This window comes from Bacteroidota bacterium (assembly GCA_016718825.1).
Classification (GTDB): domain Bacteria; phylum Bacteroidota; class Bacteroidia; order J057; family JADKCL01; genus JADKCL01.
Genome location: JADKCL010000003.1, coordinates 213,571 through 227,654, shown reverse-complemented (window position 1 = coordinate 227,654; position 14,084 = coordinate 213,571). Strand labels below are relative to the sequence as shown.

Below are 14,084 nucleotides of genomic sequence, written 5' to 3'. Positions count from 1 at the left end.
TGATGAGACAAGCAATCGTCATCGGCGCTGGCATTGCAGGCATCGCAGTATCTATCAGGCTGGCCCTGAAAGGCCTGAAAGTTACTGTTTTGGAAGCCAATTCCTATCCCGGTGGCAAACTCAGCGAATTTGTGCTGGGTGATTTCCGATTCGATGCTGGCCCGTCCCTGTTTACATTGCCTGAATTGGTCGATGAATTGTTTGAACTCTCGGGCCGCAAGTCGGAGTATTATTTTCGGCACGTCAAGTTGGATTTGGGTTGCAGGTACTTCTACGAGGATGGAACTGTGCTGAACGCTTGGGCTGATCCGCAAAAGTTTGCCTTGGAAGTCGAAGCTAAGCTCGGCATACCTTCGAATCGCCTTTTGATCCACCTTCAAGACGCCGCACGCAAATACAACCTCACCAAGGGCATTTTCCTTGAACGGTCGCTGCACAAAATCCGGAGCTATTTTCAGAAAGATGTCCTGAAAGCGATGCTCAATGTCCGCAGCCTCGACCTGGGCAAAACCATGCATGAAGCCAATCAGAAGGCACTTTCCGAGCCCAGGTTGGTCCAATTGTTTGATCGATTCGCCACATACAATGGTTCCAATCCTTACCGGGCACCGGGCGTTTTAAACCTGATTCCGCATTTGGAACATGGCATCGGGGCCTGTTTTCCCATGGGCGGGATGGTTGAGATTACCAATAGTCTGGTGAGATTGGCCAAGGAACTTGGTGTACAATTTGAATTCGGCAAAAAAGTCGAGCGCATCATCGTGGAAGGCGGTCGCGCAATGGGTGTGATGGTTGAATCAAAGAGGCTTGAGGCCGATCTTGTGGTCAGCAACATGGACATCGTGCCGACCTATCGCAAACTGCTTCCGGACCAAAAAGCCCCTGAAAAGGTACTCAACCATGAACGGAGCAGCAGCGCCCTCATTTTCTACTGGGGAATCCGGGAACAGTTTGATCAATTGGACTTGCACAACATTTTCTTCAGCCAAGATTACGCAGCCGAGTTCAAGGGCATTTTTGACGGCGGCGACTTGGCGGCTGATCCAACGGTATATGTGCATATCAGCTCCAAAATGGAGGAAAGGGATGCGCCTGAAGGACAAGAAAATTGGTTTGTGATGGTCAATGTGCCGGGGAACAAGGGGCAGGATTGGGACGTGCACATTCCGCAAATCCGCGAACGCGTCTTGGACAAGTTGAGTCGCATTTTGGATAAGGACATTCGGTCGATGATCCGTTGCGAGGCCATTTTGGATCCACGATCGATTGAATCCAAGACAAGTTCTTACCAAGGTTCGCTCTACGGGGCGAGCTCCAACAGCCAAATGAGCGCCTTTTTTCGTCATGCCAATTTCAGCCGCAAAATCAGCGGACTGTACTTTTGTGGCGGAAGCGTCCACCCCGGCGGTGGCATACCTTTGTGTCTCTTGAGTGCCAAAATTGTCGCTTCACTTGTAGATGCCGCATGAAAGCCCTGTTGCTGACCTATCGCCCCCATTTTTCGATCGCCATTTTGGTGATCCTCTACGTGGTGGGCATTGTCGGTTTGGGAAGCAGCAGCCGCGAATGGTTTTTGGCGGCGACGCCGTTGACGTTGGTCATTTCAGCAGGGTTGTTGTTGGCGAATCATCTGGAATGGAACCGTTGGGCGGTTTCGGCGGTTGTCACGGCAGCAATTGTGGGTTTTTTGGTCGAGGTGGTGGGCGTGCAGACGGGTCTGATCTTCGGCGAATATGCCTACGGGGCGACGTTGGGGGCAAAATTGTGGGCTGTTCCGCTCGTGATCGGGCTGAATTGGCTGCTGCTCACGTATACGACGGGCGCGCTCACGGCGCGTTTGCGCCTGCCAAAGGTCTTGCAAGCCGCCTTGGCGGCAGCGGCGATGACCGCGCTCGACGTCCTGATCGAACCCATCGCAATGGCCTTCGATTTCTGGCAATGGCCGGGGGGAGTCGTTCCGATGCAGAACTATATCGCATGGTTCTTGGTTTCATTTGCATTGCTGCTCCTGTTTCAATACCTGCGCTTTGACAAGCGCAATCCGTTGGCGGCGCCGGTGTTGGCGCTGCAGGTTCTCTTTTTTGGAATTCTCAACTTGATGCTCTGATATGAATATCGTGCTCAACATCGCAACTGTCATTGCCACGTTTTTCTTCATGGAATTCATGGCTTGGTTCACCCACAAATACGTCATGCACGGCCTCGGATGGTACCTCCACAAGGACCACCACCAAAAGGAGCCGGGGTTTTTCGAAAAGAATGACTCCTTTTTTCTGATTTTTGCAGTTCCGAGTTGGCTGTTGATCATGACGGGCATGATGGCCGACAACGACATCCGCGTATGGATCGGGGCAGGCATCGCGCTGTACGGATTGGCCTATTTCCTCGTGCATGAAATCTTCATTCATCAGCGCTTCAAGCTCTTCCGCAACTCCGACAATGTCTATTTGCGGGCCATTCGCAGGGCACATAAAATGCACCACAAACATCTTGGCAAGGAAGAGGGCGAATGCTTCGGGATGCTGATCGTACCTTTCCATTACTACCGTGAGGCGCGTGCCGCCAAGCAACAAACCCCTGCCACACGCTGATGTTCAGTTACTTGCTCATCAACCTGTTGACGCTTGCCGGGCCAATGGCACGCAGCTTCGAGCCGCGTATTGCCTATTGGCGCAAATGGAAGGCGCTTTTTCCCGCCATCGGATTGACCATGGTGCTGTTCATCACCTGGGATGCCGTTTTCACCCATTGGGGCGTCTGGGGATTCACACCGGAATACCTCGTCGGGATCAACATCATTAACCTTCCGCTCGAGGAATGGCTGTTTTTCATCACCATTCCCTACGCTTGCGTGTTTATCTACGAGGTGCTGAATCTCTTCATCCGAAAGGATGTACTCGGTGGGGCCTCGACCTCGATCGCAATGGTGCTGATCTTGTTGGGTGCCTTGTTGCTGTTCCTGTTTCCTGGCCGGCTCTACACGCAATCCGCTGTGATTGTGATGATTGTATTGTTGATTCTCAATGTTTGGGTGCTGCGATCCCCATGGATGGGACGATTTTTTCTTGGCCTATTTGGTGAGTTTGATCCCCTTTGTCATCGTCAACGGTATCCTCACCGGTGCCATCACTGCTGAACCGATCGTCTGGTACAACGATGCCGAAAACATGGGCATGCGGTTCATCACCATTCCGATGGAAGATTTCTTTTACGGGTTGGATTTGATGTTGCTGAATGTCATGCTCTACGAAGGGCTGAAAAGGCGGTTCAAGCTCAACGGCTGAGGGCATTTCGAAGGAATCCGAAACAATTTTCAATGCCGGATGTTTCAGAATTTACCGCTTGACGCGCTGTCAGGGCGGTTGATGGAATAGCCCACATGAATATTGGCATTGTTTGTTATCCTACCTACGGCGGAAGCGGCGTTTTGGCTACAGAACTCGGCAAGTCCTTGGCTGCCAGGGGGCACAACATTCACTTTATCACCTACAGCAGACCGATTCGATTGGGACATTTCGTGCAAAACGTTCTGTTTCATGAAGTTCGCCTTTCCGATTATCCGTTGTTTGAATATCCGCCCTACGAATCAGCCTTGACGAGCACGATGGTTGATGTCGGACGTTACCAGAACATCGACCTGTTTCACGTGCATTACGCGATCCCGCATGCAAGTGCCGCGGTGATGGCGCGCAACATCCTCGCAGGCATGGGCCGCTACGTACCCGTGATCACGACCTTGCACGGGACGGACATCACGCTGGTGGGCAAGGAGAAGAGCTTCGAACCGGTGGTCGCCTATTCGATCAATCAAAGCGACGGTGTCACGGCCGTTTCCGACTATTTGCGTCAAGCGACCTTGGAGGCTTTTCCGATCAAAAACGAAATCAATGTCATCCCCAACTTCGTGGATACCAACCGTTTCCAACGGCAAGACAAGGAGCATTTCCGGAGATTGGTGGCACCCAACAATGAAAAATTGATCATCCACACGAGCAACTTCCGCAAGGTCAAGCGTGTCGAGGATGTCATCAAAACCTACGCGATTGTGCGTCAGAATGTACGCTCCAAACTGTTGATGGTGGGAGACGGGCCTGAACGCAGCAATGCCGAGGCACTCTGCCGCGAGTTGCATCTTTGCGACGACATCGTGTTTTTGGGCAATCAAAATCCTGTGGAGGAGCTGTATTCGATCGGCGATTTGTTTCTGATGCCATCGGCGAGTGAAAGCTTCGGCCTTTCGGCATTGGAGGCCATGGCCTGCGGTATTCCATGTGTCACATCGGATGCAGGAGGCTTGCCTGAGGTGATCATCAATGGCGTGACAGGCTACGCCTGCGCTGTGGGCGATGTTGAAAGCATGGCTGCGCGTTCGGTGGAGATCCTTTCTGATGACGTGCGATGGAAGGAATTTTCGGAGCAATCGATTGTGCATGCCTCTGGATTTGACATCGAAAAAGTCGTTCCTTTGTATGAAAATTACTATCAACAAGTTCTGAGTCGTCAGAACTTGCCGGTTCACTGACGCGATTCGCCTATGGTCCTGCTGAAGTTTGTGTTGATCCTGCTGAGTATTTACATGGGGTTTTGGCTCCTGTGGAAAATCTTTGGCAAGGCTGTAATGCGCGCATTGATGAAATCCGTGATGAAGCGTGCGCAGGCGGACATGGACCGGCAAACGCAGACCTACCAACGGCATGCGGAGGAATACAGTCCATTTGAAGACAGCGTCTATGTCGAAGACGACGTCAAGGTTTCGATTCGCCGCGGAAACAAACCTGACCCCAACAAAAAACCTGATATCAAGGATTTGAGTATTGAAACGGTCGAATACGAGGACCTCGACTAGCCTTCTTCAAAGCTCGATTTCAAGTTCTGGTCTTCGCACTTTCAATTTCCTAACCTCCTCTTGCGGAATGGAAGATCCGGTAAGGATCAATTGCTTCAAAGCTTTCAATTCGGCGACGCCGTTGAGCGTTTTGAGGGGAGAGAACTTGATTTCCAGCACTTCCAATAAATTCATTCCTTCCAGGTTGGGCGGGTTTTCCAATAAGGAGTTCCCAATGTCGAGATGTTGCAAGGTTTCAAGTCGATTTAGGCCGCTGATCGAATGCGTTTGGATGGCCTTGTGAATGCGCAACGTTTTCAAACCGTGCAGTGCAGGCAAGTTAAGATTGCCGGAAATTCGACCTGCGCTGACTTTAAGTGATTGTAAACCAGGCAATTCTTCGAGCAAAATCAATCCACCCATGCTTCCGGGCGAAATGGACAGTGATTCCAGGCCCTTTAAACTTTGAAGCCGCTCAAAATCGGAAACAAAGGCCTGCGTCACATGCAATTCCTTGATTCCGATGGGAACGCCATTCAGATTCGCCAATCCACGGTTCCCGTTCAAAATCAAAATCTCAAGGTTCGGCAGTTCGGAAAGCGTCGAAATATCGGTCAACTGATTGAATCCCAAATCCAGTTCTTGAAGGGATGCGGGAAACGAAATGCCTGTTAATGAAGCGATTTCATTGTGTGAAAGGCGCAATCTCTGGATTTCGGCAAGCAATTCCACTCCTGAAATATCGGAAATCTCATTCAAGCTCAAATCCAACTCTAGGAGCCGTTTCGCGCACTCCAATCCCGCCAACGTCCTGATTTCATGCATCGCCGCCGAGAAGATGCGCAAGTCCGGAAACAGCTCCAATCCCTCCATTTCAGTGAACTTCTGCGGGTGAATGTCGGCGATGAGCTTGTGGTCAAGACAGAGGTCGACGACACCATTTCCGGACTGTCCAGCGAGTTGGGATTGGAGGAAGGTGCGCATCATGGGTCAAAATTGCAGATTTGTTGGGGAACCAACACGCCTTTCGTTACGTGTTTTCCTTGGTCCACACGATAAAATATGCATCAAAAATCCAAATTCTTCCGACTTTCGCAAACATGAACGATTTTCAGCAATCTGAGAAGGCCACCCTTGCCACACCCGCAGCAGTCATGCTGCAGGCAACCAACATCCATCGGCATTTTGGGCAGTTGCATGTGTTGAAAGGCGTGAACCTCACCGTGGCACGCGGGGAAATCGTTGCTTTGGTCGGTGCTTCGGGTGCCGGCAAAAGTACCTTGTTGCAGATTCTCGGGACCCTTGACGATGCAGATCAGGGCGAAATTTGGTTTGATTCGGAGCCGATTCACCTCATGCGTGACGCCCGCAAGGCGACCTTCCGCAATGAAAAGCTGGGATTCGTGTTTCAATTCCACCATTTGCTTCCCGAATTCAATGCCCTGGAAAACATCGCATTGCCCTCGCTGATCGGCGGTATGGATCGCAATGCAGCCAACAAACGCGCCGCAGAGCTGCTCGCGTACATGGGCCTGAGTGAGCGCGCAACGCACAAACCTTCGCAGCTGAGCGGGGGAGAGCAACAGCGCGTGGCCGTTGCCCGGGCCCTCATGAACAAGCCGGCATTGATCCTGGCCGATGAGCCCACCGGAAACCTCGATTCGACCAACAGCGAACGTATGTATGAGCTTTTCGTGCAGCTTTCCCGCGAATTGCAGGTTGGTTTTCTGATCACCACGCACAACGAACGCTTGGCCGAAAGTGCCGACCGTTGCCTGTCCATGAAGGACGGATTGATCGTCTGAGGCACATTTTTCCGTCATTTTCCCGACTTTATTCGCCTGAGCCCCATGTCTTCGCCCATCGAAATCTTGCAGCAGTATTGGGGATATCCGGCATTCCGGCCGCTGCAGGAGGATATCGTGAACCAAGTGCTTGCCGGGCGTGATACGTTGGCCTTGCTGCCGACCGGCGGTGGCAAATCGATTTGTTTCCAAGTTCCGGGTATGGCCCTCGACGGTCTCACGATCGTGATTTCACCCTTGATTGCGCTGATGCGCGATCAGGTCGAGCAACTGAGCCGTCGTGACATCCCGGCCACATATATCAATAGTACGCTTTCGTCCTCTGACATCGACCGCAAGTTGCAGAAGGCCATGAATGGCGACTACAAGTTCCTCTACCTCGCGCCCGAGCGCTTGCAGACCGAGATGTTTGCTGCCCGCGTGCAGAAAATGAATGTCTCGCTCATCGCCGTAGATGAGGCCCACTGCATCAGTCAATGGGGGTACGATTTCCGGCCATCCTACCTCGAGATCGCCAAACTCCGGGAATGGCTGCCGAATGTTCCCGTGATTGCATTGACCGCGACAGCGCCGCCTTCGGTTCGTGAGGACATTGCCCAAAAACTCGAACTCAAAAATCCGGCGATTTTTACGCAGAGCTTCCGACGCGAGAATTTGCATTACATCGTGGAGCATAGCGAGCGCATCGCCGATCGCATTCTGGAAGTCGTGCAAAAAACGCAAGGAACGGGCATCGTGTACGCGCGCACCCGCAAACGCGTGAAAGCCATCGCCGAATACTTGCAACGCAATGGTGTGGCCGCTGCAGCCTACCATGGCGGCATGAAAACATCCGACCGCAACGATGTGCAGGAGGCTTGGATTCAAGACAAGATCCGCGTGATGGCTGCTACGAATGCCTTTGGAATGGGCATCGACAAGCCCAACGTCCGTTTTGTCATCCATTACAATTTACCGGCGGACCCTGAAAGTTATTATCAGGAAGCGGGTAGGGGAGGACGCGATGGCCTGGACTCCCTGGCTTTGGCTTTTCACAATGAGCAGGACTGCCTGGAATTGGAGAATTTCGTCTCGGAAAAATACCCGGATTGGGATACACTCAACCGCCATTTTGACCTGCTCTGTGAATTTTACGACGTACAGGCAGATGGTCCACCTGCCGAATTGTTGAAGTTGGATTTGCCAGCCATCGCGGAAAAGCAACGCGTGAATCCCGTCAAATTGTACAATTCAATCCAAATTTTGGATCAGGCTGGGTTGATGATGTTGAATGAACAGCCCGATGACTATGCCTATTTGCAGATTTTGGTGCGTCCGCAGGAGATTTTGCTGTACAAGGAGCGGTATGCCGACCGCGCGTTTTTGCTGGATTTCATCCTGCGGAATCTGGGTGGCGGTGTTTATCAGGACGATATGCGCTTTTTACCAGCTGTTTGGGCAAGAATGCTGGACTTGGAACTTGAAAAATTGAACGAATACCTGCTTCAATTTGCCGCACGTGGCATTATTTCCTATCGCGCGTCCACGAGCATGCCCGTGCTGCGGATGCTCACGCGCAGGCGAAGACTTATCATGGAAGAAGTCGGCTGGAACAAACTGGAATTCCTCAGGCAGCGGGCGCAGGATCGTTTTGCGGCGATGCTGGAGTATGTCACCTTTCCGGGCAAAAACTGCCGAAGCCGCATCCTCGAGACCTATTTTGGCGAATTGGGCACCAAGGAATGTGGCAAATGCGACTATTGTCTTGCAAAGGCGCGTCCAGTTGGAGCGACATTGATTTCTGAACTCAGCACAGCGATATTGGCCTATATCGGAAATGATGAAATCGAAATGCGCCTGCTCATTGACAACGTCAAGGAAGGTACGCGTGATCAACGCATTGAGCTCGTGCGGGAGATGTTGGACAAGCATATACTCGTTCGCGGCGAAGGATTGACCGTTCGACGCGTCCGATAGAGCCGATTCGCAAGTTTTCAGGATTTTGACTTGTTTTGCGGCGGATGTCCCAAAAGCTTATCATATCCGTCACCAACGACCTCGGCAATGACCAACGCGTTCACCGTATGGCCATGGCGTCAATGGAAATGGGATTTGAGGTGTTGCTTGTCGGACGTCAACGCAAGAAATCGGTTCCACTAGACCCAAGACCCTATGCAACCAAGCGGCTTTGGTTGCTGTTTGAAACCGGGAAACTGTTTTACCTCGCCTATGCGATGCGGCTTTTTTGGTGGTTGTTGTTTCAGAGGGTGGATGTGCTTGTGGCAAACGACATGGATACGCTGTTGCCGAATTTTCTGGTGGCAAAAATTCGCGGCAAAAAGCTGATTTATGACTCGCATGAGTACTGGACCGAGGTACCTGAACTTGCCAACCGTGCCATGACGCGTGCGGTTTGGCTTTGGCTCGAGCGTTGGATGTTTCCGCGGGTCGATGTTGCTTTGACGGTCAATGAAAGCATTGCGGAAATCTACACTCGCCTCTACAAGCGCAAAGTCCATGTCGTACGCAACCTTCCGATGGCTTGGAAGGCCCCCGTTTCCGAAGGGACAAAAGAAAAGATTCTCATTTATCAAGGTGCCCTCAACATTGGCAGGGGAATCGAATTGATGATCGAGGCTATGCGTTTTTTGCCCGAATACCGCTTGGTGATTGTGGGATTTGGCACCATCGAAGGCCCTTTGCGGAAACTTACCGCAGCAAGACCTTTTGCACATCAAATCGAATTTCTTGGCTTTTTGCTTCCTGAATTTCTACGCAAGGAGACCGTGAAAGCAATGCTTGGGATGAGCCTTGAGGCAGATCAGGGGGCGAGCTACCATTTTGCGCTTCCCAACAAGTTGTTTGATTATATCCAAGCAGGCATTCCCGTACTGGTGAGTGACCTCCCCGAGATGGCAAGGATCATATCGGAATTTAACGTCGGGGAAGTCCTGCATGCAAGCGAACGCACGCCCGAACAGCTCGCAAACCGAATTCGATCAATATGTGAAAATGTGGATAAATATTTTGCCTATTCCGCGAATTGCCAAAAAGCAGCCAATTCGCTGAATTGGGAGAATGAAAAGAAGCAATTAGCCGCTGTCTTTGCCGAACTGGGTAAATAGGGCTTACTGAAAGTTCATTTTATGATCAAAAACGCTTCCTTCGCGGCATTCCAAGGTGCGTGCAGGGTAGCGTCTGATCAAGTCGTGTTCATGCGTAGCCATGATCACCGACGTCCCTGCAAGGTTGATCCGGAATAGGATTTCCATAATCATGTCTGTGGCCTCGGGATCAAGATTCCCGGTCGGCTCGTCTGCGAGGAGCAAAAGCGGATCATTGATCAAAGCACGCGCAATGGAAACACGCTGTTGTTCGCCGCCGGAGAGCTGATGCGGCCTGGAATGCAGCTTGGCGCTCAGGCCAACCTTGGCCAGCAACTCGTTGATGCGGTTGTTGATCTTCGTTTTGTCGGTCCATCCCGTTGCACGCATGGCAAAACGGATATTTTCATAGATGTCCCGGTCGGGCAACAATTGAAAGTCTTGAAAGACGATTCCGATTTTGCGCCGGAGAAAGGGAATTTCCCGGTTTTTGAGCTTGGTGATGTTGTAGTCACCGACCGTCAATTGTCCTTTGGCCGGCAGAAGGTCGGCATAGATCATCTTGAGAATTGAACTCTTCCCAGCGCCAGTGCGGCCGATCATGTACACGAATTCGCCCTTCAGGATGCTGAAATTTACATTCTGGAGGACTGTTCGCTCCGAATATCCACTCGAAACATCTTTGAATTCGAGGATTTTTTCCGAATAACTGTCGTTCATAAAGAGATCAAGGTGATTTTTCCGTGAGGGGCCGCTTGCAATTGTTGGATGACGGTGGAGGAAAGCCGGGAAAGGCACATCAAGCGGGAAATTTCAGGCAGATTGTCGGCATTCGTTGTTCCAAGCAGCTCCAAAGACTCATTTCTGACCTCCAAACGCATCGGCTTGACAGCTTGGCTACCAAACTTGAGGATAAAAACGCGACGAGAAACTGTATGCATGCCTGAATCCAAGGGCGAAATGGAAATCAATTGGGTATCTCAAAAGAGCCGGGGGGCCAAATGCCAGCTTTCGGGATCAAATTTAAGCGAGATATTTTTCCGAATTCCAAAATATGTTCTAATTTTACCCCCTGAATTAAAAACCACTTGTTTCCCCTTTTAAGTAAGGACCAATAGGAGTTTATCATGAGGAAAATTTATTTATTTGCTGCGTTGGCCGCCGTTATGACTTTCGGATTTTCATCCTGTAAGTTGTTCAAAGGCGCGACTGTCAACTGTACCCCCGATCCTGTCGAAGTTCACGCAGATTCGATCCGCTTTCAATTGAAAGCGTCAGTTCCCCCCAAATCGGGGATGAAAAAGGGCGGTACCTACACTGGCGAAGCCAAGTTTGGTTCCGTATCCCAAGGAAAGATTGTCTTTTCTTCTGACAAATATCCAAAAGTCAAGAAGACCGGCATCGACACCACCATCAGCTTCCGTCGTCCGTTTGAAAAGAGCATGGATGGCAACAGCCTGCTGATCAAGCAAGACTACGAGCGTAAAGGCAAAACTTTTGAATTGCCAAACGTCGAGAATCTTTGCGAGTGCTGCATCACCACCTCCAAGTTGGTGTACGAAGGCACTTACCTCATTTTCTCCACACACAACTACGTCAAGGAAGTTCGTGCTGAGCGCAAAGCACAGTTCAACTTCCCAAAGAATGTTTTTGACATTCAGGCTGGCGACTATTCTAAAGGCGACATCGTTGCAATCGGCGACTTCCTCAAGAAAAAATATATCACCAAAAAGGTCACCATCAAAGGCTTTGCCTCCCCTGAAGGTCCTTTTGCACGTAACACAGAGCTTTCCATCAACCGTTCCAAGCAAGTGCAAGCTTGGTTGATCGAGCAGCTCAAGACCGCTGGATACGACAACTATCTTGACTCCAGCTTCTTTGATGTTGCCGTAACCTACGAAGACTGGGACGGTTTCAAAGCCAGCATCCAAGGTCAGCCTTACAGCGAAGACGTGAAGAAGCAAATCATCACACTTGTCTCTGCTGGTCTTGAGCCAAATGATTTGGAAAACAAAATCATGCAATTGGTTGGCGGCAAAGAAAAGGTCGAGTACATCCTCGCCCCATTGCGCCGTGCAACGATCGAGATGGAAGGCTACGAATTCCGTCGCACCGATGCTGAAATCGACAAAGTCGCCAATGACTTCATCGACGGTAAATTGCAAGGCAACATCAAAGACACTTTCGAAAAAGAAGAGTGGATGTATGCGATCTCCCGCCAAGACAAGCCTGCGCGCAAGAAAGTATTGCTTGAGGCCTTCCGTGATGCATATTCTTCCGATTCCCGTGCATTCAATGACCTCGGCGTGATTGCATTGATGGAAAATGATGCTGATGCTGGCATGAACTACTTGGACAAGGCTTACAAGCTGAACACCAAAGACTATGCCATCCAAAACAACATTGGTGCTGCTTATATCCGCAACGCCAAATACAAAGAGGCCAAGGAAATCCTTGAAAACTCACTCGCCGGTCGCAATACCCCTGAAGCTAGCTTCAACTTGGGTGTCGTGTTGGAGAAAATGGCACGTTACAACATGGCCATCGAGCGTTTCAATGCTGCATCTTCTTTGAGCGGTGCCTACTACAACGCCGGTTTGTGCAAATTGCTCATGGGCGACGTCAACGGTGCTAAATCAAGCCTCGAGGAGGCCATCAAGCAGTCAGGTGATCAAATGGCAATGCCTTATTACGTGCTTGCAATCGCAGGTGCCAAAAGCAAGGATCCAAGCCTTTTGACTGTCAACCTGCGCAAGGCTTGCCAGATTGACTCAAGCTTGAAAGACAAAGCACGCAAAGACCTCGAGTTCCGCAATTACTGGAACAACACCGAGTTCAAAGCTGCAATCGGAGGTTAATCCAACCTTTGGATGATCGAAAACAATCGGGCTGATTCCTCTGGAGTCAGCCCGATTGTTTTTTGAACCTATCTGACGATTTGATTTTCCCTTGAGTTTTCAAAAGGGAACCTTCCCGGAATCTCCAAAGGAATTCCAATGCCGTTTGCCCGCAGCAACGATTGCCAAATGGAGGTAGGAAGGGCAGCTTGGATGCCTTCTGAATATTGAGAACCAGGAGATGGCATCACCTTCCTTGGTGCATAGCAATAGATTCAGCATCTCCGTGAATCGAAGCTGCCGATGGCAGAAAATTACGCAAAAGGATGGATCCCTATCCCCGTTTGGGAGGTAGTTGATTGGAAGGTGCAGCGGGCATAAAAAGGCCCATCGCGATATAGAGCAGACCTGCCATACCACTTGTGAGCCCAAAGGCAATGATCCAGGCAATACGAATCAAGGTCGAGGAAATTCCGGAATGGGCTGCAAGGCCTCCCGAAACTCCCATAAACACTTTGTCGGTCTCCGATTTGGTAAGGCGGCCACTCCGAGCACCATTTGCAAACGCATTCATCGCATTTTGGGTCTCCGGTGACTTTTCCGTTTTCCTTCGCAGCTCGATTTGTGGAAGGGTGAGTGTTTTTTTCCGAAATACCTTGCCCATCAAGCGCATCACACCCATTCCTAGGCCCACGACGCCGGCACCGATCAGCCAGGGAACGGCTTCTGTGAGCATGGCAAAGTTGGATGCAGCAAATATGCCTGCACCCGCCACCAAGGAAGTGAGGCCAGCAAACCAAAGTCGGCGGTTGTCGCGCTTGACTTCTTCCGGAACCTCATTGTCTTCCCGTTCCATCAAATCCAAGTCATCGGTGCTTGGCAATGAATAGCTCGAAATGAATTCGTCGTAGTTGTGGCGGTGAATGGTTTCCTCTTCCATAGCCTAATCCTTACGGTCTTTAAATTGGGAAGTTGGGATTAAAGCGATAAATATTACTTTCCGTAACGACAAAGTCCAAAGGAATGTCGTGGGATTCCGAAGGCAATTCCGTCGATTGGTGACCTGATTCAAAGCAAAGGCCGATTTTGATGCAAGTGGGACGCGTGAGGGCAAGGAAACGGTCATAATAGCCTGCGCCATAACCCAAACGTTGGCCACGATCGTCAAAAGCGAGCAAGGGCACGATGACCATGTCCATTTGCACGGGATGCACAAAATCGACGGCCATATACGGTTCCGGGATGCCAAATTTGTTGGGCCGCATTTCAAGGTTGTCGTGCACCATCGCATGGCGCAAGGTCTGTGTGATCGGGTCAACGACTGGCACTACCAAATACACTTGGGGATGCCGTTGCCAAACAAAATCGATGAATTCACGGGTCTCCACCTCATTCCTTGCTGGGATCGATTGGAAAATGTGAAAAAAGCCCACTTTTTTCAAGGAAAACCGATTACGCCAACGCTCAAACATCGCATGGCTTTTGACAGCAACGTCTTCTGCCGGCATTGCCTTTCGTTCAGCCAACATTTCCT

The 14,084-nt window shown here is 50.7% G+C and carries 16 protein-coding genes; 11 read left to right on the top strand and 5 right to left on the bottom strand.

Annotation, left to right across the window (positions count from 1 at the left end; translation table 11 throughout):
* Positions 1-2 precede the first annotated feature (2 nt).
* The 7 genes from crtI to IPN95_04640 all read left to right on the top strand — a co-directional run bounded on the left by crtI (position 3) and on the right by IPN95_04640 (position 4,846).
* Positions 3-1,469, top strand: coding sequence for a phytoene desaturase (gene crtI / locus IPN95_04670; GenBank protein MBK9448700.1), 1,467 nt, complete (start codon positions 3-5; stop codon positions 1,467-1,469).
* A complete protein-coding gene (locus IPN95_04665) occupies positions 1,466-2,107 on the top strand; it encodes a carotenoid biosynthesis protein (protein MBK9448699.1) in 642 nt (213 codons plus the stop codon). The genes crtI and IPN95_04665 overlap by 4 nt, the downstream gene beginning before the upstream one ends.
* Position 2,108: 1 nt before the next feature.
* Entirely contained in the window at positions 2,109-2,591 is a 483-nt protein-coding gene (locus IPN95_04660; protein MBK9448698.1) for a sterol desaturase family protein, read from the top strand.
* Entirely contained in the window at positions 2,591-3,136 is a 546-nt protein-coding gene (locus IPN95_04655) for a lycopene cyclase domain-containing protein (GenBank protein MBK9448697.1), read from the top strand. The genes IPN95_04660 and IPN95_04655 overlap by 1 nt, the downstream gene beginning before the upstream one ends.
* On the top strand, positions 3,084-3,284 hold the full coding sequence (locus IPN95_04650; protein MBK9448696.1) for a hypothetical protein: 201 nt from the start codon (positions 3,084-3,086) through the stop codon (positions 3,282-3,284). Before IPN95_04655 ends, IPN95_04650 begins: the two co-directional genes overlap by 53 nt.
* Positions 3,285-3,379: 95 nt before the next feature.
* Positions 3,380-4,522 (top strand): N-acetyl-alpha-D-glucosaminyl L-malate synthase BshA, encoded by a 1,143-nt coding sequence (gene bshA / locus IPN95_04645; protein ID MBK9448695.1) that lies wholly within the window; start codon positions 3,380-3,382, stop codon positions 4,520-4,522.
* 12 nt (positions 4,523-4,534) lie between these two features.
* Positions 4,535-4,846 carry a hypothetical protein gene (locus IPN95_04640; protein ID MBK9448694.1) on the top strand — a complete coding sequence of 104 codons (312 nt, stop codon included), beginning with the start codon at positions 4,535-4,537 and terminating at the stop codon, positions 4,844-4,846.
* A 6-nt stretch (positions 4,847-4,852) separates the two neighbouring features.
* Here the strand turns inward: IPN95_04640 and IPN95_04635 are convergent, their stop codons facing one another.
* Complete coding sequence (locus IPN95_04635; protein ID MBK9448693.1) at positions 4,853-5,812, bottom strand: leucine-rich repeat domain-containing protein; 960 nt, start codon at positions 5,810-5,812, stop codon at positions 4,853-4,855.
* Positions 5,813-5,979: 167 nt separating this feature from the next.
* Here IPN95_04635 and IPN95_04630 point away from each other — a divergent pair, with 167 nt between their 5' ends.
* From IPN95_04630 to IPN95_04620, 3 genes are read left to right on the top strand one after another with little or no spacing between them, the layout of a single operon-like run.
* Positions 5,980-6,630 (top strand): ABC transporter ATP-binding protein, encoded by a 651-nt coding sequence (locus IPN95_04630; protein ID MBK9448692.1) that lies wholly within the window; start codon positions 5,980-5,982, stop codon positions 6,628-6,630.
* Positions 6,631-6,675: 45 nt separating this feature from the next.
* Positions 6,676-8,586 (top strand): RecQ family ATP-dependent DNA helicase, encoded by a 1,911-nt coding sequence (locus IPN95_04625; protein MBK9448691.1) that lies wholly within the window; start codon positions 6,676-6,678, stop codon positions 8,584-8,586.
* A gap of 44 nt (positions 8,587-8,630) precedes the next feature.
* Positions 8,631-9,734, top strand: a complete 1,104-nt coding sequence (locus IPN95_04620) for a glycosyltransferase (protein MBK9448690.1) — start codon at positions 8,631-8,633, stop codon at positions 9,732-9,734.
* Positions 9,735-9,737: 3 nt separating this feature from the next.
* On the opposite strand, the gene IPN95_04615 is transcribed toward IPN95_04620, so the two are convergent.
* Entirely contained in the window at positions 9,738-10,433 is a 696-nt protein-coding gene (locus IPN95_04615; GenBank protein ID MBK9448689.1) for an ATP-binding cassette domain-containing protein, read from the bottom strand.
* Positions 10,430-10,654, bottom strand: a complete 225-nt coding sequence (locus tag IPN95_04610; GenBank protein ID MBK9448688.1) for a hypothetical protein — start codon at positions 10,652-10,654, stop codon at positions 10,430-10,432. The genes IPN95_04615 and IPN95_04610 overlap by 4 nt, the downstream gene beginning before the upstream one ends.
* Positions 10,655-11,008: 354 nt before the next feature.
* Between IPN95_04610 and IPN95_04605 the strand changes: the two genes are divergently transcribed.
* The gene (locus tag IPN95_04605; GenBank protein ID MBK9448687.1) at positions 11,009-12,571 is read left to right on the top strand and encodes a hypothetical protein; all 1,563 of its coding nucleotides are present in this window, start codon (positions 11,009-11,011) and stop codon (positions 12,569-12,571) included.
* A 313-nt stretch (positions 12,572-12,884) separates the two neighbouring features.
* Here IPN95_04605 and IPN95_04600 read toward each other — a convergent pair whose 3' ends face one another.
* Both IPN95_04600 and IPN95_04595 read right to left on the bottom strand, forming a co-directional pair.
* Positions 12,885-13,124 carry a PspC domain-containing protein gene (locus IPN95_04600; protein ID MBK9448686.1) on the bottom strand — a complete coding sequence of 80 codons (240 nt, stop codon included), beginning with the start codon at positions 13,122-13,124 and terminating at the stop codon, positions 12,885-12,887.
* A gap of 385 nt (positions 13,125-13,509) precedes the next feature.
* Positions 13,510-14,079, bottom strand: a complete 570-nt coding sequence (locus tag IPN95_04595) for a 5-formyltetrahydrofolate cyclo-ligase (protein ID MBK9448685.1) — start codon at positions 14,077-14,079, stop codon at positions 13,510-13,512.
* Positions 14,080-14,084: the final 5 nt, after the last annotated feature.